The organism is Vibrio kanaloae (assembly GCF_024347535.1).
Lineage (GTDB): Bacteria > Pseudomonadota > Gammaproteobacteria > Enterobacterales > Vibrionaceae > Vibrio > Vibrio kanaloae.
On the sequence record NZ_AP025497.1, the window covers coordinates 1,472,457 to 1,496,304 of the forward strand.

The 23,848-nt window shown below is 42.7% G+C and carries 24 protein-coding genes and 3 pseudogenes; 22 read left to right on the forward strand and 5 right to left on the reverse strand.

The genetic code is table 11. The features are described from left to right. Positions 1-92: 92 nt before the first annotated feature. Positions 93-1,808, reverse strand: coding sequence for a S8 family peptidase (locus OCV24_RS06875; RefSeq protein ID WP_150878535.1), 1,716 nt, complete (start codon positions 1,806-1,808; stop codon positions 93-95). A gap of 597 nt (positions 1,809-2,405) precedes the next feature. On the opposite strand from OCV24_RS06875, the gene sbcD reads away from it, so the two are divergent. From sbcD to OCV24_RS06890, 3 genes are all read left to right on the forward strand, one after another. Beyond that, positions 2,406-3,659: an exonuclease subunit SbcD gene (gene sbcD / locus OCV24_RS06880; RefSeq protein WP_017057377.1), complete on the forward strand. Its 1,254-nt coding sequence runs from the start codon at positions 2,406-2,408 to the stop codon at positions 3,657-3,659. 6 nt (positions 3,660-3,665) lie between these two features. Continuing rightward, complete coding sequence (locus tag OCV24_RS06885) at positions 3,666-7,388, forward strand: SbcC/MukB-like Walker B domain-containing protein (protein WP_150878536.1); 3,723 nt, start codon at positions 3,666-3,668, stop codon at positions 7,386-7,388. Between the two features lie 332 nt (positions 7,389-7,720). Then, on the forward strand, positions 7,721-8,605 hold the full coding sequence (locus tag OCV24_RS06890; protein ID WP_280113726.1) for a PA4780 family RIO1-like protein kinase: 885 nt from the start codon (positions 7,721-7,723) through the stop codon (positions 8,603-8,605). A gap of 155 nt (positions 8,606-8,760) precedes the next feature. Here OCV24_RS06890 and OCV24_RS06895 read toward each other — a convergent pair whose 3' ends face one another. From OCV24_RS06895 to OCV24_RS06905, 3 genes are all read right to left on the reverse strand, one after another. Beyond that, the gene (locus OCV24_RS06895) at positions 8,761-9,501 is read right to left on the reverse strand and encodes an SDR family oxidoreductase (RefSeq protein ID WP_017057373.1); all 741 of its coding nucleotides are present in this window, start codon (positions 9,499-9,501) and stop codon (positions 8,761-8,763) included. Continuing rightward, the gene (locus OCV24_RS06900; RefSeq protein WP_150878538.1) at positions 9,501-11,060 is read right to left on the reverse strand and encodes a cryptochrome/photolyase family protein; all 1,560 of its coding nucleotides are present in this window, start codon (positions 11,058-11,060) and stop codon (positions 9,501-9,503) included. Before OCV24_RS06900 ends, OCV24_RS06895 begins: the two co-directional genes overlap by 1 nt. Positions 11,061-11,328: 268 nt before the next feature. Further along, positions 11,329-11,751 (reverse strand): universal stress protein, encoded by a 423-nt coding sequence (locus OCV24_RS06905; protein ID WP_017057371.1) that lies wholly within the window; start codon positions 11,749-11,751, stop codon positions 11,329-11,331. 271 nt (positions 11,752-12,022) lie between these two features. On the opposite strand from OCV24_RS06905, the gene OCV24_RS06910 reads away from it, so the two are divergent. From OCV24_RS06910 to OCV24_RS06935, 6 genes and pseudogenes are all read left to right on the forward strand, one after another. Next, entirely contained in the window at positions 12,023-13,165 is a 1,143-nt protein-coding gene (locus OCV24_RS06910; protein ID WP_150878540.1) for a PcfJ domain-containing protein, read from the forward strand. A 256-nt stretch (positions 13,166-13,421) separates the two neighbouring features. After that, positions 13,422-13,676 (forward strand): DUF3297 family protein, encoded by a 255-nt coding sequence (locus OCV24_RS06915; RefSeq protein ID WP_017057369.1) that lies wholly within the window; start codon positions 13,422-13,424, stop codon positions 13,674-13,676. Between the two features lie 191 nt (positions 13,677-13,867). Continuing rightward, positions 13,868-14,331 (forward strand): annotated as a pseudogene (locus OCV24_RS06920) (ASCH domain-containing protein). A gap of 80 nt (positions 14,332-14,411) precedes the next feature. Then, positions 14,412-14,912 (forward strand): GNAT family N-acetyltransferase, encoded by a 501-nt coding sequence (locus OCV24_RS06925; RefSeq protein ID WP_077680437.1) that lies wholly within the window; start codon positions 14,412-14,414, stop codon positions 14,910-14,912. A gap of 34 nt (positions 14,913-14,946) precedes the next feature. Further along, complete coding sequence (locus tag OCV24_RS06930; RefSeq protein ID WP_150878542.1) at positions 14,947-15,516, forward strand: HAD family hydrolase; 570 nt, start codon at positions 14,947-14,949, stop codon at positions 15,514-15,516. 11 nt (positions 15,517-15,527) lie between these two features. Beyond that, entirely contained in the window at positions 15,528-15,929 is a 402-nt protein-coding gene (locus tag OCV24_RS06935) for an NUDIX hydrolase (RefSeq protein ID WP_102506460.1), read from the forward strand. A 53-nt stretch (positions 15,930-15,982) separates the two neighbouring features. Here the strand turns inward: OCV24_RS06935 and OCV24_RS06940 are convergent, their stop codons facing one another. Beyond that, entirely contained in the window at positions 15,983-16,384 is a 402-nt protein-coding gene (locus tag OCV24_RS06940) for a YkgJ family cysteine cluster protein (protein ID WP_004733901.1), read from the reverse strand. Between the two features lie 209 nt (positions 16,385-16,593). Between OCV24_RS06940 and OCV24_RS06945 the strand changes: the two genes are divergently transcribed. The 13 genes and pseudogenes from OCV24_RS06945 (at position 16,594) to OCV24_RS07005 (ending at position 23,680) form a co-directional block, all read left to right on the forward strand. Next, positions 16,594-16,755, forward strand: a complete 162-nt coding sequence (locus OCV24_RS06945; RefSeq protein ID WP_050649987.1) for a hypothetical protein — start codon at positions 16,594-16,596, stop codon at positions 16,753-16,755. Beyond that, positions 16,755-17,453 (forward strand): pseudouridine synthase, encoded by a 699-nt coding sequence (locus OCV24_RS06950; protein WP_150878544.1) that lies wholly within the window; start codon positions 16,755-16,757, stop codon positions 17,451-17,453. The genes OCV24_RS06945 and OCV24_RS06950 overlap by 1 nt, the downstream gene beginning before the upstream one ends. 173 nt (positions 17,454-17,626) lie before the next feature. After that, positions 17,627-17,962, forward strand: a pseudogene (locus OCV24_RS06955) (DapH/DapD/GlmU-related protein); the annotation flags it as partial. A 476-nt stretch (positions 17,963-18,438) separates the two neighbouring features. After that, positions 18,439-18,852, forward strand: a complete 414-nt coding sequence (locus OCV24_RS06960) for a GFA family protein (protein ID WP_077680434.1) — start codon at positions 18,439-18,441, stop codon at positions 18,850-18,852. A 108-nt stretch (positions 18,853-18,960) separates the two neighbouring features. Continuing rightward, complete coding sequence (locus tag OCV24_RS06965) at positions 18,961-19,806, forward strand: MBL fold metallo-hydrolase (protein ID WP_077680433.1); 846 nt, start codon at positions 18,961-18,963, stop codon at positions 19,804-19,806. A 56-nt stretch (positions 19,807-19,862) separates the two neighbouring features. Continuing rightward, positions 19,863-20,276, forward strand: a complete 414-nt coding sequence (locus OCV24_RS06970) for a nucleotide triphosphate diphosphatase NUDT15 (protein WP_137034216.1) — start codon at positions 19,863-19,865, stop codon at positions 20,274-20,276. A gap of 197 nt (positions 20,277-20,473) precedes the next feature. After that, positions 20,474-20,905: a DUF2000 domain-containing protein gene (locus tag OCV24_RS06975; protein WP_046224133.1), complete on the forward strand. Its 432-nt coding sequence runs from the start codon at positions 20,474-20,476 to the stop codon at positions 20,903-20,905. Then, positions 20,904-21,002: pseudogene (locus OCV24_RS06980) on the forward strand (GNAT family N-acetyltransferase); the annotation flags it as partial. The gene OCV24_RS06975 and the pseudogene OCV24_RS06980, both read left to right, overlap by 2 nt. A gap of 89 nt (positions 21,003-21,091) precedes the next feature. Further along, the gene (locus tag OCV24_RS06985; protein ID WP_046224134.1) at positions 21,092-21,448 is read left to right on the forward strand and encodes a hypothetical protein; all 357 of its coding nucleotides are present in this window, start codon (positions 21,092-21,094) and stop codon (positions 21,446-21,448) included. Positions 21,449-21,484: 36 nt separating this feature from the next. Next, entirely contained in the window at positions 21,485-21,955 is a 471-nt protein-coding gene (locus tag OCV24_RS06990) for a GNAT family N-acetyltransferase (RefSeq protein WP_046224135.1), read from the forward strand. Positions 21,956-21,997: 42 nt separating this feature from the next. Then, positions 21,998-22,414, forward strand: coding sequence for a VOC family protein (locus OCV24_RS06995; protein WP_017061801.1), 417 nt, complete (start codon positions 21,998-22,000; stop codon positions 22,412-22,414). Between the two features lie 52 nt (positions 22,415-22,466). Then, positions 22,467-22,886: a GNAT family N-acetyltransferase gene (locus OCV24_RS07000; RefSeq protein ID WP_136980899.1), complete on the forward strand. Its 420-nt coding sequence runs from the start codon at positions 22,467-22,469 to the stop codon at positions 22,884-22,886. Between the two features lie 323 nt (positions 22,887-23,209). Then, positions 23,210-23,680: a DUF302 domain-containing protein gene (locus OCV24_RS07005; RefSeq protein ID WP_017057342.1), complete on the forward strand. Its 471-nt coding sequence runs from the start codon at positions 23,210-23,212 to the stop codon at positions 23,678-23,680. Positions 23,681-23,848 lie beyond the last annotated feature (168 nt).

Here is a 23,848-nt window from a genome sequence, read left to right on the forward strand (position 1 = left end):
TATTAACATGGCCAAAGCCCTCAATATTTAGAAAATAAAAAGGTTGCTCTCAGCAACCTTTTTATTTGGTTATCAGTGATTCTTCTTAATCGTTAACGGGTTGCTATTTCTGCGAAAATGGCTTCAGCGTCGACAATTCCGCCTGAGATGGAAAGCGTATTAAAAGGAACCAAATCTTCAGGGCTTGATGGCTTCTGGACAAGCTGTTCCGGATAAGTTTTAGAGTGCTCCATTAACATTGCTTTGAGCTCTTTTACGGATAAATCAGGGTAGCGAGACCAAACCAGCGCAGCAATACCAGAGACCACTGGAGCAGCCATGCTGGTACCACTTTTCGACCCGTAAGTGTTGCCAGGTGTGGTTGATAGAATGCGATATCCCGGCGCGAACACATCAACGGATTCCTGACCAAAGTTACTGAAGCTAGCGACGAGTGCTTCATCAATGTATTTTGCTGATGCCCCCACATCTAACCACGTTGAAATTGGCTTTGAACGGTAGTTTTTTGTATAACGGTTTGGAAAACTTGGTTTGATGTCGTTGTCACTACGGCTATTTCCCGCAGAGTGAACGATGAGAACCCCATGACGAGCAGCATAACGGAATGCGTGATCGACGACGTATTTACGTGGCGAGTAGCTTTTCCCGAAGCTCATATTAATGATTTTCGCACCATTATCTACGGCGTAACGCACGGCATTGGCGATATCTTTGTCTCGCTCATCACCATTAGGCACCATACGCAACGCCATGATCTGAGCATGATCTGCCACGCCATCGATACCCACGGAGTTGTTACGTTCAGCTGCGATGATTCCGGCAACGTGTGTTCCGTGTGAACCGACTGGGCCTTTCACATCATTATTACCGTAACCTTTTTCCCAAGGGTTAGTGATGTCATCTAAAACGATGTCTGCACGAGTGTCAAAATCAAGATTAAGGTGGAAATCTAAAGAGTCTTGATAACGGCTACGACGTGATTCTAAATATTCGAACGAGTACCACGAGTCAAATATATTCAAGAGTCCTTCAGCTGCAGAGACAACATTTGCATTGTCATGATTCAACAAAACTTGTAGCCCTTCGACTGAAAAGTCGCTGTGTTCAGTGAACTTAAGAATATCTGTTTTGTAGTGATCAGCTTGCTCAAACGCAATCGTCACACGACTCAACGAATCTTGACTATCTTTTAACGCTGACAGGTAATCATCTTCAACCGCTTGATAGTATTTTTGCTTCTTTCGCGGAATCCAATGCCCATTCTCTTTTAAATCAAGGTATTTTTTGTACTCTCGGGTTACTTCTAATGTGTCGTGGTCAACGTTAATACCAAGCGAGTTACCCAGATAGTTCCAGCCATGTATATCATCGATATACCCATTGCCATCATCATCTATACCATTATCTGGGATCTCATTTTCGTTGGTCCAAAGTTTATTCTTTAGATCTTCGTGTGTGATATCAATCCCCGAATCAAGAACAGCAACGATAACTGGTTGCGGCTTAAGAGGTGGCATTAAGTAATCGTACACAACATCGGAACCTACGCCTTGCAACCTTGTGTAACTTGCCGATAGGTTAAACCAATCACCACGTTGCTCATCAGCGGCACTCATTGTTCTCAGAGAGAAAAGTGAAGGTTTGATGGTTTTTCGCGAGTAATCCTCAACAATCGTACCTTTTACGTTTTGAATAAAGGGAGAGTTAATGGCTTGCGGATCCGTATTGTTGTTTATCGTTGACGCGGAAACATGAGCTGAAGCCATAATGGCTAAAGTAAGGGTGGTAAGTGTGTGTCCTTGATTCATCTGTGTTGCATCCTTATTGTTGTGTGGCTAAAACTGACTCCTTCGAAAACTGTGCGAAAAAGCACGTGTTAAGTCAGTTATTTGATCGGGAAACGCCCGTTCAAAAATCACTCAAACGGTAGTATGCAATTAGATTTGTATCATTCTTTCAATCAATGAAATTGCAGTAAGATCTCACTGTGGTCGATTTTTAGGGTTCAAAATTTGAGCTGAATTCTATTAATAAATGTAACATTTATTAAATTGAAAGGGGGTAGTTAAAATTCTTAAAAATCAATTGATTAGTTTGTTAATTGACAAGTTGTACGGGGCGAATTGTTATTCTCAGTATCATATAGAATGGCCGTGGTTTTCCAGGAGCTTTACGAGACTAAATGGGAGCTTCTTCAATTGAACCGTCGTATTAGCTAATCATGGCTCTGCCTATTTGATTGTCAAACCTATCTCACGGTGAGCGCCTGCTCAGTCGTCGTTGGTATGCACCTGAATTGACTTCACATAAACCTGCCAAATTAGTTGGTTTTCACAAGCTTATAAAAAGAATTGTGCGAACAATTTTGGTAGATTATGGATATTACAGACATCCAGTGAGCCGCAATGAAAATTCTTCACACGTCCGATTGGCACCTTGGCCAAAACTTCTACAATAAAAGCCGAAAGAATGAACATGAACGGTTTTTGCAATGGTTGCTAGAGCAAGTGACTGAACATGATATCGACGCGATTATCGTCGCCGGTGATATTTTCGATACCAGCACTCCACCAAGCTATGCTCGCGAGATGTATAACAAGTTTGTTGTAGACTCGAATAAGATTGGCTGTCAACTGGTGTTATTGGGTGGTAACCATGATTCGGTTTCAGTGCTTAAAGAAACACAGCAATTACTGAAGTATATGGGTGCAGATGTGATTCCGAATACTAATGAAGATCATGCGACTCAGGTTGTCGAGTTGAAAGGTAAGAGTGGCAAGGTTGAAGCTTTAGTCTGTGCGATTCCTTTTATCCGCCCTCGTGATGTTTTAACTAGCCAAGCGGGTGTCAAGGGGGTGGAACGTCAGAAACAACTGGGTGATGCGATCAAACAACATTATCAAAGCGTCTACGATGCGGCCGTTGCTAAGCGTAATACTTTCGAAAATCGCGACACAATGCCAATCATCGCAACAGGGCATTTGACCGCCATGGGTGTTAAGCAATCTGATTCGGTGCGTGATATTTATGTTGGTAACCTTGATGGTTTTGCTGCAGATGGTTTCCCAAATGCTGATTATATTGCTCTAGGCCATATTCATCGCCCTCAAGTGGTCGCTAAGCGTGAACACATTCGTTACTGCGGCTCGCCAATTCCGCTCAGTTTTGATGAACTGAAATCTAAAAAGCAAGTGTGTGTGGTTGAGTTTGTTCAAGGTGAGCGCTCGATTTCTCAACTTGAAGTACCGATATTCCAACCTCTGGCCGAAATCAAAGGCGATTTGAGCGAAATTGAATCTCAACTGAATCAATATATTGATATGGAAGAGGAGCAAAGCGTATGGTTGTCGATAGAAGTTCAAGCGCAAGATTACTTATCGGATTTGCAAGAGCGCATGCGCGCGTTAACCGAAGGTTTAAACGTTGAAGTGCTTCAGTTAAGAAGAGCAAGAGAACGCCGCAACCAAGCGTTAGAACACGAATCTGCCGAAACCTTAGCGGAACTCACGCCAATGGATGTGTTTGAAAAACGTATCGCCCTTGAAGAGTTTGAAAGTGACACCGAGAAAGAACGCTTAGAAAGAATGACTGTCAAGTTTAAGCAAGTGATTGCCGAAGTTTCTCACGGAACTGACGGTTTAAACGGTTCAGAAGAGTAATCCAGAATGAAAATCTTAAGCTTAGAATTTGAAAACCTAAACTCCTTAAAAGGTCGCTGGAAACTCGATTTCACAAAGTCACCTTTTGCCGAAAATGGCTTGTTCGCGATTACTGGCCCAACTGGAGCCGGTAAAACCACGATTCTTGATGCGATGTGTTTGGCACTGTTCCACCGTACACCACGTTTGAAAAGTATTGCCAAGGGCACCAATGAGCTGATGACACGTGGTACAGGTGAGTGTTTTGCTGAGATTGAATTTGAAGTAAAAGGTAAAACTTACCGCTCCAATTTTCACCATAAGAGAGCGCGCGGCAAACACGATGGGGCACTGCAAACACCGACCTGTGAGCTTGCAGATGCAGATAGCGATGATATTTTAGAAACGCAGCTGACTAAGAAGATTAAGAGGGTTGAAACCGTAACGGGTTTGGATTTTTCTCGATTCACTAAATCGATAATGTTGTCGCAAGGCGAGTTCGCTGCTTTCTTAAACGCAAATGCTAACGACAGAGCTGAGTTACTTGAAGAGTTGACTGGTACAGAAGTCTACAGCTTGATTTCAGAACGGATTTACGATCACTTTAAATCGAGTGAAGAGTCACTTAATCACCTTAAAGCCAAGGCCGAGGGGGTGAGTCTGTTAACGGAAGAACAAATTCAAGAGTTGATAACGGATCGCGATAGATTAGAAGCAGAGCAAGCTGTGTTGGCTCAGCAACTGGTCGAATGGAATGCCCATTTAAGCTGGTGGAAAGACGTAACCAAAACTGACTTGGCTATCGTCAATGGTGAGCAAGACTTAAAACAAGCACAAGATAACCTATCTGAAAACCAACCCTCACTGGATCGCTTAGCTAAAAGCGAGCCTGCAGAAAAATTGCGCCCACTGTATAAAGATGTGCAACGCAGCGATCAAGATGTGCAAGTGACTCAAGCCAACCTTGAAAGCAGCACGAAAAGATTAGCTGAGCGAGATGCAGAGAAATCAGCTGCTAGTGACAAGCTTAAAACGCAAAGCGCGCTGGTTGAGCAAATAAAACAAGAACAACAAGATCAAGAGAAGATCATTGAGCAAGTTCGACCGCTAGACAACCAAATCTCAGTACTCAAAGACAAACAAGTCACGGCTGAGAAAAACGTTAAAGCTTTGAATCAACAAGAGGTTGAACAACGTCACAAACATACAGTACTCAGCCAAGCCATCGCTTCTGTTCAGCAACAAGAAAAGATCCATGCACAGTATTTAGAGACGCATCAAGCCGATAAGCAACTCGAAAAGTACCTAGGGCAATGGCAATTCAAAGTCGATCAAGTTCGAGCCCTTGAAACGCAGCACACTGAATTATTAAGTAGTGTTCAAGGTGCCAACAAAGCGTTAGAAACACAGCAAACGCTAGTACAGACATCTCGAGAGTTGAAACTTACACAAGACAAAACATTGGCTGAACGAGTTGCTGTCGAGAATGACGCCAAGCTTAAATGGGACACACTGCAGCAACAAAACAGTGAAGGGGCACTGAATGAAAGCAAAGATCTGCTTGAATATTGGAGCCGTCATACCAACACGCTAGTCGATATCAATCGTGGTTATCTACAAGCCACTCAGCGTATTGTTGTTAAAGAAGCTGAGCTTTCTAACCACATTCATCGGTCGGATAAATTGACGCAAGAGCGTGAAGTTCTGGTGGAGCGTTACCAAAAAAACAAAACGTCACTTGAACGATTGATTCGTTTAATTGAGCAAGAAGGCGAGCTCGCGAAGTATCGCGCGGCGTTGCAGCCGGGGATGGATTGTCCATTGTGTGGCTCAGCTAATCATGCGATTGAACAGTCACAAGATCTGACGGATTTGATTTCACAAAAAGAACGTGAAGAACAAGTTCTCGCGGTTATTGAAAAAGAAGGCACTGAACATCGCCAGCGGTTGGATTCGATTGTACCAATCATTAATGGGATTAAAGATGAGCTTAAACGTACGCAGGCTGATGTTGAACAAGCAAAGTTAAATTGGGCAAACACCTTAAATAAACTTGAACAAGTGTATGTGAGTTTTGTGTCTCAAGGTGGCTTGCTAAACGTCAAGCTACCGTCTATTGAGGCACTAGGTGATAGTGAAACGGTAAGCTTTTTTACTGAATCTTGTGAGCAACAGCTTAACGAAGTTATTTACCAGTTACGTGCCGTGATTGATGCGAAAAATGTTTACCTAGACGCTGAAAAACAACGTACAACAGCAAGCATCATGGCCAATAAAGCGCAGGCGAACTTGGAGTTATCGGAACAACGTCTAACGGATCTAACTACGAAAACGCAGGCTCAGGTTGATCAAGCTGAAAAGTGCTCCCAATCCAAAGCATTGCAGTGGACTGAACTTAAAGAAAGTATTGCTGAGACCTCGATTGAGGCGCCAGAACTTGAACATATTGACGCTTGGTTTGCTCAAAAAAAGGAAGCTTCTGATTTATGGCAAGCGACGAAGCTGCAACACGATGAGTTAGATAAACAGTTGATTAGTAAGCGTGCAGAGCTGACAGCACTCGATGACAAATTGGAATCGCTAGCCAACGAGACCGCTAACGCAAACCTTGAGGTTGAATCTTTAACTAAAGAGCTAGCGTCGATCACTGAATCAAGAAAACAATTGTTTGGTGATAACGATGTTCAGTCAACGATTCAAGCAATGAAGCAAAAAATGAATGACGCCATCACTAGCCTAGAAGTATCTCAAACAGAGTTCAACGGTTGTGAACGCGAACATCTAAAAGAACAAACTAAGCACGCCAGTTATACCGAAGAATTGGCGGCAAAACAACAGGCACAAGTTGAAATGAAGCAATTGTGGGAAAAGGCATTAGCGTCGAGTCCTTTCGTAACTGATGCCGACTTTGAGTCTTCACTGCTTGATGAAACGTTAACCGCACAACTGCGAAGCTTGAAGAAGACACTTGATGAAGCAATCGTGAGTGCTCAGGCGAGGTTGAACAGTGCCAAAGCTAATCGATCTGAGCTGCAAGATCATGAAAAAGCCGCAACGTGGAGCACCACACCGCAAAGTGAAGTCGAGCAGGCGACGGTTGAATATCAAAACAAACGACAGAGCCATGCTTCTCAAATTGGTGCTATTTCTGCGAATTTAGAAACGGACCGTCAAAACCGTAGTAACCAACAAGATCTGTTTAAGCTAATTGAAGCACAGCAATTAGAGTTTGATGATATCTCACGTTTGAACTCTTTGATTGGTTCCAGAAATGGTGACAAATTCCGTAAGTTCGCTCAAGGCTTAACCCTTGAGAATTTGGTATATCTAGCTAATAAGCAGTTGCAACGCTTGCATGGCCGTTACGAGTTACAACGTAAAGCGGATGACGGGTTAGAACTGCAAGTGTTAGATACCTGGCAGGGCGACGTGATGCGAGATACTAAAACGCTCTCGGGTGGTGAAAGCTTCTTGGTGAGTTTGGCATTGGCATTGGCGCTATCTGACCTTGTGAGCCACAAGACCAGCATTGATTCACTGTTCCTCGACGAAGGCTTCGGCACGCTAGACAGCGATACCTTGGATATTGCCTTAAACGCATTAGATAACTTGAATGCTTCAGGCAAGATGATTGGTGTAATCAGCCACGTTGAAGCATTGAAAGAGCGTGTCCCGGTTCAGTTGAAGGTAACTAAGCACTCAGGCCTTGGAGTGAGTGAAATGGAATCTCAATACAAAGTGACTGCCTAGTTAAAAATTACCGATTAGTTACCGTTATGGCTTAGTTATTAGGTGCCCGACTTAGTGGTTATTCCTTCTTGAGAGTGACGAAGTTGGGCTTATTCATAATATCTTTGTCGACATTGCTTAATTCAGGTTCGTTTATAAAAAGATGTGACTGTTTGTTGTTTTACTCTGTTTTTCGCTAATTTGAGCGAATGCAACAGTAGGGTAGAAGCCGCCCTAACCGTCATCCCCTAAGGCGAGACTCGAGTGTCGTCGAAAGCTTCTCTCTGATAATCACATCTTTCATTTCTTCAGTTAATATTTCTATCTGCAGATAACTCATGTATAAAGGCGGCATGAAGATACCTAAAAGAATACAGCCCTTAGTTGACGATGGTTTAGTCGACGAGGTGACAAGTCAACTCATGAGTGGCAAAGAAGCATCAGTGTACATAGTACGCTGCGGCGATACGATCCGTTGTGCCAAGGTTTATAAAGAAATAAGCCAACGTAGCTTTAAGAAAGCAACAGCCTATCGAGAAGGGCGAAAGGTCCGTAATAGCCGTCGCGCTAGAGCCATGGAAAAAGGGTCTGGTTTTGGTCGTGAGCAACAAGAAAAAGTATGGCAAAGTGCTGAAGTTGATGCCTTATATAAACTGGCAGAAGCGGGCGTAAGGGTACCGCAACCTTTTGGTTGTTTCGATGGCGTGTTGCTAATGGAGTTGGTTACCGATGACGATGGCTATGTCGCTCCTCGATTGAACGATGTCGTGATGCCCGTTGAACAAGCGATTGAAGATCACCAAGTGATGATGAGCTACGTGGTGAAAATGCTATGTGTTGGCCTGATTCATGGCGATTTGTCTGAGTTCAATGTTCTTGTAGATGAATATGGTCCAGTGATCATCGATTTGCCGCAAGCCGTCGATGCTTCTGCAAATAATAATGCAGAGTGGATGTTGACTCGTGATGTTAATAATATCCGTGACTATTATGCTCAGTTTGCGCCCGAGTTATCAACGACAGAGTACGCCAAGGAAATGTGGGCATTATATGAAAAAGGTGATCTAAAGCCAGACAGTAAGCTTACTGGTGAGTTTAAGGAAAGCGATGATTTGGCGGATATCGAAGCTATCATGCAAGAAATTGACTCTGCGAGAATCGAAGAGCAACACCGGAGAGATCGTGTAAAAGAGGCCAAAGACGGGGTCGATGAGAGTAAGTTTAATTGGTCTGAGTAATCGTACTCATTCAGACTTGTACTGATCAGTTTTGGACGTTATTTGACCGCTTATATGGCTCTTTTTTTGAAATGATAGCTTTAGTGTCAACGAGCCGCTTTAACCAAATTAACCCAGCAGAGTCACAACTCTGTTGGGTTTTCTGTTTTTACTCACTACCACGTCAATTGCTCACCATTGTAGGCGTAAAAATTGCCACTGCTCTTTGGCGTTGCACCGCTAATAATCTTAACCAGTTGATGAGCGACGTAATCCGATTTGAACAGCTTTCCTTCTGGAACATTCGCCTGAAAAGGCTTTGAAAGTGATGTGTCGGTTGTTCCTGGGTGCAGTGCTAAGACTGTTCCTTGCTTTATAGTCCGTCGCCATTCAATCGACATGGTTTTAATGAACATATTCAACGCCGCTTTCGATGAACGGTAGCTGTACCAACCGCCTAATCTGTTATCTGAAATACTGCCGACTTTGGCTGAAACGACGGCGAACTTTGGATTGTCGCTGGATTTGAGAATCGGAGTGAAATGCTTAGCCAACAACAGGCTTGGTAACGTATTGACCGAGATATTTTTCAGAAAAAATTCTGGTGCAATGGACGACAAGTTCTTTTCTGGCCCAAGGTCTGGTGTGTGAAGCATCCCTACACAGTTGATTAACCAATCAAGTCGATTAAATTTTGCGCTCAGTTGTGCGACTTCCGCTTCGCTGGTTGCGTCGAGTTGATGCCAATGAAGTCGTTTGTCTTCAAGAGTAGGCCGTTGATAGTGGTAAGTCGCGTCTACATGTACATCAAGAAAATCAAAATGAGACAGTTCAGACAAGAGGCGTTGAACGACAGCGGAACCAATACCGCCACTCCCACCAATAACCAATACTTGTAGTCTGAGTTGTTCCACCATTATAAGTTCTCCAAGTTCATCAGTCGTTGTTCTGCGGTGTCGAGAATGGCTTGTTGGTCTTGTTCGTCCATATTGTCCCAAGATCGATAAAGCATGCCCATTCTAGGGTTTCGGTTTAACTCATCACGATGTAGGTTCATAAAGCGCCAGTACAAGCTGTTGAACGGACAAGAGGCTTCACCACTGCGCGCTTTTATTTGGTAATGACAGCCTTTACAGTAATCACTCATACGATTGATGTATGAACCACTGGCAGCATAGGGCTTAGTTCCTACGATACCTCCATCAGCAAATAGCGCCATCCCTCGTGTATTTGGCATTTCGACCCATTCAATCGCATCTACGTAAATACCAAGGTACCAACTGTCGACTTGGTCAGGTGATATTCCAGCTATCAAACAGAAGTTGCCAGTGATCATCAGCCTCTGAATGTGATGCGCATAAGCAAACTTTAGAGATTGACCAATGGCGTGCTTCATGCAATTCATCTTGGTTTGACCATCCCAAAAGTAATGAGGTAATTGTCGGTCGGCTAGATAATGGTTTTTATTGGCATAAGCGGGCATGTTAGCCCAATACACGCCACGAATGTATTCGCGCCAACCGAGTATCTGACGTACGAAACCTTCCACCTGCGCAATATCGATGCTTGCTTTATCTTGAGCTTTAGAGGCTTCATAAGCCGAAAGTGCCGCTTCAATTACTTCACGAGGGCTTAGCAGCTTGCTGTTTAATGAGAAAGAGAGGCGACTATGATACAAACTCCACTTTGAATCGTGTTCTGTTGTCATTGCATCTTGAAATTGACCGAACAATGGCAAGCAGACTTGGCAAAAATGGGCGAGTAGAGACAAGCTTTGAGCACGGTTCACTGGCCATAAGAGTTGAGCGTCAACTTCGCCAATCGTTTTGACGTGATGCCGCTCGATACGCTTCAAAATGTCCGAGATATTGTTAGCGAACATCAAAGGCTGTGGTAAGTTGCCAATGTCTTGCTTCTTAAGCTTTTTACGGTTATTGGCATCGTAATTCCACTTACCACCAACCGGTTTTTCATCTTCCAACAGAATGTTGAAACGTTTTCTCATTCGGCGATAGAAGTGTTCCATCATGATGTGTTTATCTTGCGGGAACTGCGTTTCTATCTCCTCAAACGGAAATAAGAAGTGCTCTGTATCGCAACACCCTTTGGTGACATTGGTTAGCTTGAGCTTCGCCATTTGCTGAAGCAGACGATATTCATCTGGCCTCTGGTATTCGAACTTGTCAGCATCGAACTCGTGTACATAGTGTTGAAGTAGGCCGTCTAGGTTTTCAAATTGCGCCGTGTCATCCAGTGTTAAATGCAGCACCTGATGACCTTGTTGGGTGAGTTCTTTAGTGAAGTAAGACATGGCGGAGAAAAATGCCATGACTTTCTGAATGTGAGAATCAACGTAATCGGTTTCTTGTTTGAGCTCTGCGATTATGTAAATGACATCATCGTTAACTTGCTGAAACCAAGAGTGCTCAATGTTGAGTTGGTCACCTAAGATGAGGCGCACAGTATTGAATTTCATAACACGTCCTAGTTTATAAACGTATGGTGTGAATCGTAGGTATCAGTTTGATAAGCAAATCAAATTATTGTGATTTATTAGCTATTAGACGACTACGCGCTGACAAGCCGCCAAGATCACAAATTATTTTTGAGAGACAGAGACAGAGACAGAGACAGAGATAGGAAGGGTTTAGTTTAGGTCAAAAGCAAGATATAAAGAGGTCAGTATAAGCCAACCAATAATACCGATAGAGGTTGGCAGTGACGTTGGTTTTATACCAAAACAGTTATTCCATAGGAACCACGAGAATGTCGACCGGAGATGTGTCGATAAGCTGCTTTGAATGGGAAATGATTTTGTGCCAAAAATCATGATGGTGCCCACACAGCAATAGGTCTACCCCGTGTGTTTCAATCGTGTTTTTGAGCTTATCGTTCAAATCCCCTGTACCCACAAATATATGTTTAATTGGCTGGTTGGCGTAAGTTTCGAATACTCTTAACTTTGTTATCGCATCTTCATTGAAAGGTAAATCAATATTATCTTCATGAATATCAACGAGTTCTGGGTAAATTTCTCCGTGAGTCCCGTCGATATAGACAAACGAAATGCTTGCTTCTAGTTTGTCTGCGAAGAAGATCGCTTTATCAATGAGGATTTTAGTGTCGTCAGTTAGCTCAAGTGCGACCAGAATATGTCGGTATTCCATAATTAAAGCCTATTGTTGTGAGTGATGTACTAAGCATAGTTTTTGTTTGAGCAAATGATATCGAAGGGATCTCATATTGGCGAAAATCATCATGCAAAGATCTTCTAAACACTTTCACATATATATCACTTTGATTGATAAGAAATTTACAAAAGGTTGTTATAGTGATGCGAGTTCGATGCTCGACAAAGCCATGAGAAGGCATATCAAAGCCACATATCGTTACTTTACGTGATTCGACAGATCAATCGCTAATAACTAAGAGACATCCATGACCGTACTACTCACTATTCCCACTCGAACATTAGGCTTTGATTACGACATTGAAATTAGTGACTGGTCGCAAAAGCTCATTGGTTTTCATGTGCTTAAAGATGAACGACGCCCGCTTGATGGTGGGATTGGCTTAAGTTTAAATCTCATTGAGCAATTTGATGTAACTGGTCGCTGGTTAGATTCGTTGCCGGCTCGGTATCGTGAAATCACAGACGATTTTCCAGAGTACCAATATCAAATGTTGTGGTTAGCTGCGAATACGTATGAAGCGGCACAATTGTTGGAATTACGTCCGGTTATTTTGGCATTGATCTGTATGAAATACAGCGTCGATAACCAAAGTGCATTGGATCTGAGCCGTTTAGGGCAAAAGAAAATTCTCGCAAAACTGGGGTTAGATAGCAGTAAAGCAACGCTTAAGTTCATCGATAAGTTAGAATTACACTACAATGTGGGTGATGAGCTTGACCATATTGTACGTATTCTTGAACCGCTGCAAAGGCGCGTCCTCAAGTTCAAGCATTACTCTAAAGTGGGTTATACTGCCTTGCGGTTGGATCAGGTTCATCCGTTTTTAACTGGCAGCCGATTGGGTATCGCAATGGTTGAAGAGGGAAGGCTCAATACACCGTCGAAAATGGCTATGTTTCAAGATGCGATATTATTGGGGCAGGATTTAGACATCGATGACCCTCTGCGTTCAATCACCAGCCAGAACTCATTTGCAATGTTTGAACAACTTCATGATCGTTGGACAGAGCAGCGTCAGTTGCGTCGTTTAGAGGGAAATCGCCCTGTAGATATGGATATACCTTATCCTGTTCCGTTGTTAGGTAATGATAATATCCACCCCATTATCGATTACTACGATCTTAAGCAAGAGGGCGTGGAGCAAAAACACTGCATTGGTGTATATCATAACCGCATCATGAGCGATCGCTATATCGCGTTTCGTATGTTTAAACCACAAAGGCTAACCATAGGTTTGCGCCGAGCTCCTAACAAGTCGTTTCCTTTTGAAATCGACCAAATCTGCGGGAAACGTAATGCGCCACCTACAGAGGCAGCGCGACGAGTCATCCTCGATTGGCTAGAAGCGAGCAAAATACAGTTGAAACAGAAAATACAATCGCTTTAATATAGTGAGCTCAGTTGCTTATTGAGAGGACGATCAGACAAAAAAGTGGTATTTAGACAATGTGACCAACACTCGTCTACTGGAAATGCATCAACCTGCAAATTCTAGTGTATATACCCGATATCTTGCTGCTAAATCAGGCAACTAACGGTTATATAAGCTATCAGTACGATTTATTACTGCAGTGGTTGAGCAACAAGCTTATATTGACTAGAATGACGCACTTTTTTTATTTACGCACATACAGGTAATGAACATGAGCGATACTAATTCAAAACCAGCTTTACCAGATCATCTTGCAGGCAACCCACGCAGCCCACATCACGTGGCTGAGTGTTTCGAATACCCAATCGGCATTCGTCTAAATGGTAAAGAGCGTACGGATGTTGAAGAATACTGCATCAGCGAAGGTTGGGTTAAAATCCCTTCTCCTAAAGCGCTAGATCGTCGTGGTCAACCTATGCTTATTACTCTTAAAGGTACTGTAGAAGCGTTCTACATCGAAGAGTAATCGTTGGAGTAACTCGCTAATCTTTGGTGTCATTATCAAATATAGAGTTACCAAGCGTTATCACTTTAAAGGGCTTAGAGAAATCTAGGTCCTTTTTGTTTTTCTGCATTTGCAATTGCTGCAAGACTACTGTCTGTTACTCCCTTACTGAGGGCTAACTGACTGAACCTTATATTCAAACTGGAAAGATCATGGAAGAAAGAAGCCAAGCTTATCTCGATAGCTACCTCAGCACATTGCCAGCCGAAGTGGCTTCGCAATACACCTCTTTTAGTGCCGACTATTACTGTGCTGATGAATACAACGCCAATCTCTGCGCTCAGTTGATTCTCAAGGGCGAAAAACAGGCGTCTTGCAGCCTTGAATATTGGTACAGCCATGAAGGGGAAGCGATGCCTGTCGTAGGACATTTGCAAGTCGTCACCGATTGGGATGGCAAGCCAGTTGTATTGTAGAGATTACCTCAGTGTCATTGTGCAAATACAATGAAGTAACCGCTGAATTTGCTGCCGCAGAAGGTGAGGGTGATAAAACACTCGAATGGTGGAGAGAAGCGCACTGGAACTTCTTCTCTCGTGAATGTGAAGAGCTAAAAATCTCGCCAACTGAAGACATGATGCTGGTATTAGAGCGCTTCAAAGTGGTTCATCAATAAAAGGTATTTTTTGATTCATAATGTGTGGCACTTTATGTTTAGGTTATAGTGGCCAATAAACAGTAATAAGGTCGACAACAATGAGCTTAACCGTTAGAGAAGTTACAATCGATGATGCACGAGGCATTATCGATGTGTTGAACCCGATCATTATCGAAGCTCGTTATACGATCTTGGATCAGACTTTTTCTATTGATGAAGAAAGGGTATTTATCGAATCATTCCCTGAACGCGGTGTGTTCTGCGTTGCGGTTAACGAGCAAAATACACAAGTACTTGGTTTCCAAAACGTAGAGCCGTTTGCTTCTTACACTAAAGCATTTGATCATGTAGGCATTATTGGTACTTATGTCGATGCTAATTGCCGTGGCCAAGGTGTCGCCAATCAGTTGTTTGAGTACACAATCGAAGCGGCTAAAACCAAGGGCTATGAAAAATTATTCGCGTATGTACGAGCAGACAACAAGCGCGCACTAGCGGTCTATATCAAGCAAGGCTTTGAAATCGTCGGAACGGCTAAGAAGCACGCTAAGATTGGCGACCAATACTTTGATGAAATTCTTATTGAGAAGTTCTTATAGGCCCGCTTAAATCATCGCATGCAGGAGGCAAGAGATGAACAAGACAACAAAGCAAATCGAGCTAACGAAAATAGTGTTGTTCGACTGGGGTAATACGCTGATGGTCGATTTCCCAGGTGCACACGGGAAAATGTGTGATTGGGAGACAGTTCAAATGGTTGAGGGCGCTCAGGAAGTACTTTCTGAATTATCGAAAACCCACCAGCTTTATGTGGTGACTAACGCGGCAGACTCAAGCGAGCAAGACATTATCAAAGCTTTTGAACGAGTAGGGCTTACTCGGTATTTATCTGGCTATTTTTGCAAAGCTACCCTTGGCCTATCTAAATACGACTCGGGTTTTTATCCCGCCATCATTTCTAAACTCGGTGTAAAGCTAAAAGAAATCACGATGGTCGGAGACACCTTAGATAAAGATATCTCTCCTGCAATAGAGGTGGGGTTGCAAGCCATTTGGTTAAACTCCAGTGGCAAGAAGCTTAGCGAATCAAGCTCTTCAAGTGTCGTGCAGATTCAATGTTTGAGTGAGCTGTTGGAGAAGCCGTTGTCGATAAATCTAACTGCGGCCAGATTAAATAAAAAACGAAAACTAAAACAGAAATAAGGTCTAAGAACATGAATAAGGTAATTGATAAGCTGGCTTGGATATTCATCAAAGACGGCAAGTTGTTGATGGTGAGATCAAAAGGCAAAGAACTGTTCTACCTACCGGGTGGTAAGCGTGAAGCTGGCGAAAGTGACGAGCAAGCACTGGTTCGCGAAATCAAAGAAGAGATCTCAGTCGATTTAGTGCCAGATTCCATCAAATACGTTGAGACCTTTACAGGCCAAGCTGATGGCAAAGCGGAAGGCGTATCGGTGCAATTGACTTGTTATCTTGCTGATTATACTGGCGAACTGTCTCCAGATGCCGAAATCGAAGAGCTTAAGTTTGTGGATAGCAACGACAGAGCGGTATGTTCGTTGGCAGCACTGGTTGCGCTTGATTGGTTAGAAGCGAACCAGTATTTGGCTTAAGATTTTAGCCGTTATTAGCCGATATTGAAGATTGATCTTCAAAAGATCATCGTTTACGAATAGCTTGAAGGGCGGCTGTCTTTCATCAACAGGTCGAGTTTCCTTTGAGCTTTCTTCGTGTCTTGTAAATCCACCACCTCAATCATTTCACACTCATCTCGTACCATCTCGTTAATTAGGCTTGGGTAGTGTCGGCAATCTTCTGGTCGGTCTAAGTAAATGCTACATGTGTACTTGGCTTGAGCCTTGGTGTCTTTCGTCGGAACTAGCTCCAGAAAAGGGCAGCGAGTTAAACGTTCACCAGATTCAGGGTCGAACCAGATCTCGCTTCCACGAACATACTCAAAGATGTCTGGGTTGAACAACTCCCACAAATCAATCTCTTCTTGCGTTGCGGCAAGGTCACCATCTCCGTATTTGATACAGCATTTCCCGCATTGATTACAATTTTTCATTAGTGACTTCATTGGTTGGTGAGCTTTTATCATTTTACCACTGATAGGCGTGGCACGTTGACTTTGTTGTTCATGGTTAAACCGTTACGGGGCGGGAACATGGAATAGCGGCACTTAAAATCAACTTATCTATGCACCACCACTCCAATCAAAGCTGTAAACAGTGATACAATTTGCGCCTCTCACGTTATTCAAGCAAAGGCATCAAAATGAGAACCGTATACACCACCGAAGGCAACATCAAAGCAAAGAAACAAAAAGAGGCTTACCCAAAGCTCGCTTTATGTGACAAGTGCGTTGGTGATTATGTGGTTATCGAGCAAGGTGAACGAACTTACAAGCCTTGTGCTAAATGTGGTGCCGACGATTAATGCGTCTTGATAAATACCTATGTAAAAGCACAGACCTAACCAAGCCTGAAGCGATTGAACGTATCCATAATGGCGAGGTGTACGTAAACAGTGAAACAATCACCAATGAATCTGCTCAGGTTCATGAAAGCAACACCATCTTGTTGAATGGCACGCCGCTTAAGTTACGGGAATTTCGATACTTTTTAATGCACAAACCTGCGGGCACTATCTGTTCCAATATCGACGAAGTTTATCCTTCACTGTTCAACTACATCGAGATAGACAAAGCATCAGAACTCCACATCGCAGGACGCTTAGATGCTGACACCACAGGCTTAGTCTTGATTACCGATGATGGGCGATGGTCATTCAACATCACGCTGCCAACCAAGTCATGTAAGAAAGTCTACCGTGTGACATTGTCACGAGATATCAAAGACGATGTCGCTGACAAGTTCAAAGCGGGCATTCAATTGCAAGGCGAGCAAAAACCGATGCGTCCGGCAGAGCTCGAAGTGATTACCAGTAAAGAAGTGCTGTTGACCATTACAGAAGGTAAGTTTCATCAAGTAAAACGAATGTTTGCTGCGGTCGGGAATCGAGTTGTTGGCCTACACCGTGAACAGATTGGTGATGTTCGTTTAGATGTTGAAGCAGGCCAGTGGCGTTATTTAACTAAAGCCGAAGTCGACTCATTTCAACAAGACTCTGAATAAACGCTGTAACCACTTAAAGCGTTAAGCGTGTCAGCACTGGAATATCAACACTATAAGGATGTAGGATGGAAAACCTCAAAGTCTCAGAAATTAAGTCTTTCGTACCCGCGAAAGACTTCGATTTATCCAAGCGTTTTTACCAGTCAATCGGCTTCGAAGTGATGTCTGAATTTACAGATGTATTCATCGGCGACAACGTGATGATTGCACCTAACGTGACCATCGCAACTGGCACGCATCCCATCAGCCCAGAACTCAGGCTAAAAGCAGCGCAGTTCAATGTTCCCGTTCGTATTGGCAACAACGTATGGCTTGACGCGCACACCGTCGTACTTCCCGGTGTCACCATTGGTGAAAACTCAGTAATAGGCGCAGGCAGCATCGTTACCAAAAACATCCCAGCCAATGTCGTCGCAGTCGGTAACCCATGCCGTGTGGTACGCGAAATCAACGAACGCGACCGAGAGTATTACCACAAAGATCGTCGCATTCCAGATGAACTAAAGTAAGCGATTTTTCGCATAACTGAAATTAGCCGTGACATATGCCATTGTTAAACAATGGCTTAGTTGCATATTGCTTGCCTATCTTAGAAACTAGAAAGAATTATTCTGGATTTAAATACGGAATTTTTCTGTTTGATAGCTGTAATGTCTTAGTGTTTATACAGGGTTAGGTAAAGAACGAGAACTCGGATTTATAGCCTGTGTACGTTCGCAGGCTTTCTTAACCATTTGCTAGAGTGACATTTCAATGAGCATGGAGGTCTTATAATGGGTACTGTAATCGGTTTGGTGATTCTAGTTGCTATAGATTGGTATCTTGTCCGTAAAACAGGGCTTCATATTCATAAATGGATCTCTAAAAAGTATGCCGCGTATCTGTTGGAGAAGGGAAACAAAAAATAGCCTTTCTTATTAAGCCATCGGTATAAAAAGCGTTATCTGCTATTCATTTTACACACATTGCAAAGATTGGAGGATTCATGAAAGGTAAAGGGAAATGCCTATGTGGCTCGGTTGAGTTGGAAGTAGAGTACGCCAGTAATGAATTGGGGGCTTGTCATTGTAGTATGTGTAGAAATTGGTCTGGCGGTCCGATGTTAGTCATTGATTGCTCTGATTCCGTCAAAATATCAGGTGAATCAAATGTAGTGAGATATAAGTCATCATATTGGGCTGAGAGGGGGTTCTGCGGTAAATGTGGTACTCACTTGTTTTACTTTTTGGTGCCAAATAATCAGTATCACCTTCCTGTCGGTTTATTGATGTCTGGGGATGACTACAAATTAACTCATCAGATATTCATTGATGAAAAGCCCGATTACTACGAATTTAAAAATGAAACGCACAATATGACTGGCGCAGAAGTATTTGCCCACTTTGAAAGTGGAGAGTAATAACTGGGTTTACGGTGCGACGGTTTAGGTTTGGTGGTTCGTCGTTGCTCAGCGTGAACTTATTTCCGTTGGGCAATGTACGATTCGTGATCAGATAAAAAGAGAATTATGAAAATAACGACACTGGTTGATAACTCTCGACTGGATAATCGAAAAGATTTAGCCGTTGAGCGCGGGCTATCACTGCATATTGAAACCGAGAAGCTAAAGATCTTATTCGATATGGGAAGTGGCGATACGTTTTGTCAAAATGCACCATTACTGGGTGTTGATATCAAGGATGTAGACCTCGCCGTCATATCACACAGACATCATGATCATTGTAATGGTACCGCTGATTTTGTTGCTCATAACTCTAAAGCCAAAGTGTTTCTGAAAAATTGCGAACAGAAAAGCTATCACTTCCGGGCTTTCGGTTTCAAAAGTGATGTCGGGATCAACACGGACTTGCTAGAAAACAGCAACGAGCGGTTAGTCTTCGTCAATCGTACGACTGAAATCGCTCCCAATGTCTTTGCTATTACTGATATTAGCGCGAAACACGAACAACCTAAGGGCAATAAATACCTTTATACACAGTCGGAAAATCGACGGGAGCGTGACTCATTTGATCATGAATTACTGTTAGTGATTAAAGAGCCGGGCGGTTTAGTTATATTTACCGGTTGTGCGCATAGTGGCGTTCTTAATATGGTCGATACAGCGGTTACTCTGTTCCCAGGAGAGAGAATAAAAGCGGTTGTCGGGGGCTTCCATCTAGTGGGGTTACCATTGTTTAATAGTATTGGTGGCACAAAGCAAGACATTAGAGAGCTTGGATTGACGTTGTCTCAATACCCCATTGATAAACTGTATACAGGGCACTGTACAGGCAAGAAAGCTTATGGCCTGTTGAAAGAAGTATTAGGCGAGCGTCTGGAAGCAATTCCAACAGGTAAGTGTATTAATGTATAGCGTTGGTAAAACCTTAGCTGTTCGTTTGTCTTTTGGTAAGAATTAAGGAGTTTTAAGTGAGTCAGGAAGTAAGAGTAGGTGTAGCTGCGGTTATTCTGCGTAAAGGACGAGTACTGCTTGGAGAACGAATTGGTTCTCACGGAGCTTATACGTGGGCTACGCCGGGCGGACACCTTGAATGGGGCGAAAGCATTGAAGAGTGTGCCAAACGTGAAATACTCGAAGAGACTGGCTTGGTAGTTAGTGCATTTGAAAAGCTATCTTTTACCAATGATATTTTTGAGAAAGAGAACAAGCACTACATAACGTTGTTTGTTGTTGCTTCTGATGCTACCGGCGAACCACAAGTAACAGAGCCTGATAAATGTAAGCAATGGAAATGGTTTAAGTTAGATGAATTACCTAAGCCATTGTTTCTTCCTCTGACGAATTTGCTTAACGATCCGGTCATCCTTGGGAAGCTAGCTTAGCCAAACAGATTCTTCTCACATTTATAATTGTATGACGAAAGGGTAAATCATGACCTTGTGGTTTGATTCCAAATACTGGTCTTTGCTCGTCATTATTGGATGGACTGAATGTATTAACTAATTACTAAGGTTGCATTGCTCACGCCCCAGTAATGCGTTATACAAATACTGTAAATAAGAATGAATGAGGGTATGTAGTGAGCCATTTACCAGAAGAAAGCCAAAAACGATTCATAGCGGTTTTAAGCAAAAAGATGGATTTAGGAAGAACACTGAACGTGCTAGGGCACTTGAGCGTTGGCCTATCTAATCAATTAGTAAGTGACGAGACTTGCTACGTTGACTATGAAGACTTGGATGGCAATGTTCACCCAAACCTATCTCACTATCCTTTCATCGTGCTTAAAGCAGACAACTCAAATAAGCTTAGAAAAGTGCGCGAAGAAGCCTTCAGCCGCGGTATTAAATTTACTGACTTTACGAGCTCAATGATCGAAGGTGGTTCTGTTGAGCAGCAGCAACGAACCAAAGAAACCAAAGAAGAAGATCTTGAGTATCTAGGTGTATGCCTGTTTGGTGACACGGAAATCCTACGTGAGTTTACAAAGAAGTTTAGCTTGTATAAGTAACTACAATGCTCAACAGTTTTACGAAAAGTTGGGCTGGTTTCCTCGAGATGAAGTTCGATTGTACTCGTTTAATAGCTCGGATAATCGTAACGTTTAGCCTTATAAGTTCGCGTTGGCTGAGCTTGAGTTTGTAACAGATTCGCGCGTATCCACCCAATATCAAAACAATCCTTGGAGTACTTAGAAATGTTGTTTTCTAGTCTGTCTAAACCATTGGTTCATGGCTCCGAGTTATGTTCAGAACTGCTCAATTTCTTGACCGAGAATAAGAGTGATTTCGAAGAAAAGCTAATCCCTGATCTGTCATACATCGATGATATGGCACATGTGGTGAACGGTATTAAAATCAAAGACGTTCTACACATCAGTAGCAATCAATACCGACTTCAATATTCGTTTGATTGGGAGTTGTTTCTAGGATGTTCAGATAGGAACGAAACTGGCGTAGAGAATGGAAGTGTTCTATTCACACTTGAAGATGATAACGTTCTTAATATCAACTTCCCAAACTACGGTTCTCGAGACACTAGCGATGAGCTTTAAGCTATTTTACCTGGGTGTTATACAAAAGGAAGGACAATGATAACTATCGAAAGGCTTGAAGAGTCTCATGTGGCGTTAGTTCAGGGCATCCAATTAGCCGATGAACAGGTTAAGTTTGCAGGAACAGCTGCAGAGTTTTTATTAGACGGCAGTGAAACGACGCACTTGCACGTGATTAAGTTTGATAACGATGTGGTGGGTTTCTTTAAGCTTGATATCGCTTACGCAGAGCATTACGAATTCTGCCCTGAAGGAAGCATTGGCTTAAGAGCTTTTGTGCTTGATAAAAACCAGCAAGGTAAAGGTTTAGGAACTGGCACGGTCAAAGCTTTGTTTCCATATTTAAAAGCGAATTACTCAGCGTATGAGTTGATTTACTTAACCGTGAATTGCAAAAATCCCGCAGCATTCAACTGTTATAAGAAAGGCGGCTTCGAAGATACTAATGAACAGTATCTAGGTGGCGCAGCAGGCCCGCAATTTATTATGCGTGGGCGAATTGCTTAGTAACATGAAACAAGTTTTCACTAAGCAAAAAAAAGGTATGTTATGAAACAGAATATTGTCCACATTGCACTAGTGGTAAAAGACTACGATGAAGCGCTTGATTTCTATGTAAATAAGCTTAAGTTTGATCTCATTGAAGACACGTATCTACCAGAAGAAGATAAGCGCTGGGTTGTTGTTGCTCCACCAAATTCAACCGGTGTGAGCCTGTTACTTGCTAGAGCTTCCAAGCCAGAGCAACTTGATTTCATCGGCAACCAAGCTGGTGGACGCGTATTCCTATTCTTAAACACCGATGACTTCTGGCGTGATTACGAACGCATGACATCTTTGGGCATTAACTTTGTCCGAGAGCCTAAAGAGCAAGGTTACGGTACCGTTGCTGTGTTTGAAGATCTTTACGGTAACTTGTGGGATCTGCTTCAGTTAAACCCTGAACACCCTATGGCTAACAGGTAGAAAAGCTTAGCCCACAGCCTTAATTCTAGTCACACGGATTGGCAGGAGCGACATGGAAGTCACAAGGCATCAACCCAAGTATTTAACTGCCTTACAGGCGATCTATCTAGAATCAAGACAGAACACCTTTCATTGGGCTGATACCAACGCTTTTAAGTTATCCGATTTCGAATTCGATACAGAAGGTGAAGAAATATGGGTGGCTGTTTCTGGCAACAAGGTTTTAGGTTTTGCCTCTATTTGGAAACCTGAAAGTTTCATCCATCACCTCTATGTTTGCCCGCGAACGCTACGTTCTGGAGTCGGCTCTGCTTTACTAAATACCTGCAAACAACATTACTCTGATCTGACATTGAAGTGTCTGACTGCTAATGAAAACGCCATTGGCTTTTATCAGTCGCAAGGCTTTGTTATCTCATCCATAAAAGGAGAGGGATTAGAGCGTTATCATTTAATGACTTACCAAGTTTAGTAATAATAAGCTTAGTAATAACAATCATGGCAATCACAAGCTGACGTTATTGTTTAGAGGTGACCATAATGTTCCCGGTTTTTATGTCGACAGTGATTACGAATACCAGTGTGAGAAATGTGGGACTAAGTCGTGGCACTGATCGTATGTTTAGCTTTTGAAACAATTCCTACCTAAACTGATGATAATAAGACGCATTAGAAAAGTGATCCTCTCTGCAAACTGAGAATGGAAACGCGTCTATACTGACATGGGTTACGTCGCTGATTTTAGAAGTGGCGCTATGAATGTAAGTTTGATTAGGTTAAACCTCAGAGGTGACGATGAAAAAATTACTACCACTATGCGCCATTTTACTCTCGGCATCATTTTCAGCTGCGGCTTCTGATGGTTTGATTAAATACCAAAGTAATTACTCAGTGAAAGAGACTGCTGACCGCTTTGAAGAAATCGCCAAGAGCAAAGGTTTGACCTTGTTTGCGAGAATCGACCATCAGAAAAATGCGAGTAAGGCCGATCTTGAATTGAGACCAACGGAAGTCATCATCTTTGGTAACCCGAAAGTAGGGACACCATTAATGCAATGCGCTCAAGAAGTCGCGATAGATTTACCGCAGAAGGTGTTAGTCACTGAAGACTCTAACAAGAAAGTATGGTTGTCTTACAACGATCCTAATTACTTGGTAGAGCGTCACGCGATCAATGGATGTGACGAGGTAGTTAAGAAAGTATCGGGTGTACTAAGCAAGCTGTCGGAAGCGACAGTGGCGAAAAAGAAAGCGAAAGCTAAATAACCAAGACCAATCAGCACTCATTAAGACTATTCATGGGTGCGACATGACGATGATATAGCCTCCCAATCATTGTTTGGTTACATTGACAACTAAGCAACAATATATAAAAGTAGTGTTATGAAATTGAATTTAGCGTCATCAAACCAACGAATTATCATCATTCCATAG

What these genes read in the sequence shown, in the direction of transcription:
- OCV24_RS06875 (WP_150878535.1), bottom strand. Translation starts at nt 1,808, where the DNA reads ATGAATCAAGGACACACACTTACCACCCTTACTTTAGCCATTATGGCT.
- OCV24_RS06935 (WP_102506460.1), top strand. Translation starts at nt 15,528, where the DNA reads ATGAATAAGGTAATTGATAAGCTGGCTTGGATATTCATCAAAGACGGC.
- OCV24_RS07000 (WP_136980899.1), top strand. Translation starts at nt 22,467, where the DNA reads ATGGAAGTCACAAGGCATCAACCCAAGTATTTAACTGCCTTACAGGCG.
- OCV24_RS06915 (WP_017057369.1), top strand. Translation starts at nt 13,422, where the DNA reads ATGAGCGATACTAATTCAAAACCAGCTTTACCAGATCATCTTGCAGGC.
- OCV24_RS07005 (WP_017057342.1), top strand. Translation starts at nt 23,210, where the DNA reads ATGAAAAAATTACTACCACTATGCGCCATTTTACTCTCGGCATCATTT.
- OCV24_RS06950 (WP_150878544.1), top strand. Translation starts at nt 16,755, where the DNA reads ATGCGTCTTGATAAATACCTATGTAAAAGCACAGACCTAACCAAGCCT.
- OCV24_RS06930 (WP_150878542.1), top strand. Translation starts at nt 14,947, where the DNA reads ATGAACAAGACAACAAAGCAAATCGAGCTAACGAAAATAGTGTTGTTC.
- sbcD (WP_017057377.1), top strand. Translation starts at nt 2,406, where the DNA reads ATGAAAATTCTTCACACGTCCGATTGGCACCTTGGCCAAAACTTCTAC.
- OCV24_RS06900 (WP_150878538.1), bottom strand. Translation starts at nt 11,060, where the DNA reads ATGAAATTCAATACTGTGCGCCTCATCTTAGGTGACCAACTCAACATT.
- OCV24_RS06960 (WP_077680434.1), top strand. Translation starts at nt 18,439, where the DNA reads ATGAAAGGTAAAGGGAAATGCCTATGTGGCTCGGTTGAGTTGGAAGTA.
- OCV24_RS06890 (WP_280113726.1), top strand. Translation starts at nt 7,721, where the DNA reads ATGAAGATACCTAAAAGAATACAGCCCTTAGTTGACGATGGTTTAGTC.
- OCV24_RS06885 (WP_150878536.1), top strand. Translation starts at nt 3,666, where the DNA reads ATGAAAATCTTAAGCTTAGAATTTGAAAACCTAAACTCCTTAAAAGGT.
- OCV24_RS06910 (WP_150878540.1), top strand. Translation starts at nt 12,023, where the DNA reads ATGACCGTACTACTCACTATTCCCACTCGAACATTAGGCTTTGATTAC.
- OCV24_RS06940 (WP_004733901.1), bottom strand. Translation starts at nt 16,384, where the DNA reads ATGAAAAATTGTAATCAATGCGGGAAATGCTGTATCAAATACGGAGAT.
- OCV24_RS06985 (WP_046224134.1), top strand. Translation starts at nt 21,092, where the DNA reads ATGTTGTTTTCTAGTCTGTCTAAACCATTGGTTCATGGCTCCGAGTTA.
- OCV24_RS06995 (WP_017061801.1), top strand. Translation starts at nt 21,998, where the DNA reads ATGAAACAGAATATTGTCCACATTGCACTAGTGGTAAAAGACTACGAT.
- OCV24_RS06895 (WP_017057373.1), bottom strand. Translation starts at nt 9,501, where the DNA reads ATGGTGGAACAACTCAGACTACAAGTATTGGTTATTGGTGGGAGTGGC.
- OCV24_RS06945 (WP_050649987.1), top strand. Translation starts at nt 16,594, where the DNA reads ATGAGAACCGTATACACCACCGAAGGCAACATCAAAGCAAAGAAACAA.
- OCV24_RS06990 (WP_046224135.1), top strand. Translation starts at nt 21,485, where the DNA reads ATGATAACTATCGAAAGGCTTGAAGAGTCTCATGTGGCGTTAGTTCAG.
- OCV24_RS06965 (WP_077680433.1), top strand. Translation starts at nt 18,961, where the DNA reads ATGAAAATAACGACACTGGTTGATAACTCTCGACTGGATAATCGAAAA.
- OCV24_RS06905 (WP_017057371.1), bottom strand. Translation starts at nt 11,751, where the DNA reads ATGGAATACCGACATATTCTGGTCGCACTTGAGCTAACTGACGACACT.
- OCV24_RS06925 (WP_077680437.1), top strand. Translation starts at nt 14,412, where the DNA reads ATGAGCTTAACCGTTAGAGAAGTTACAATCGATGATGCACGAGGCATT.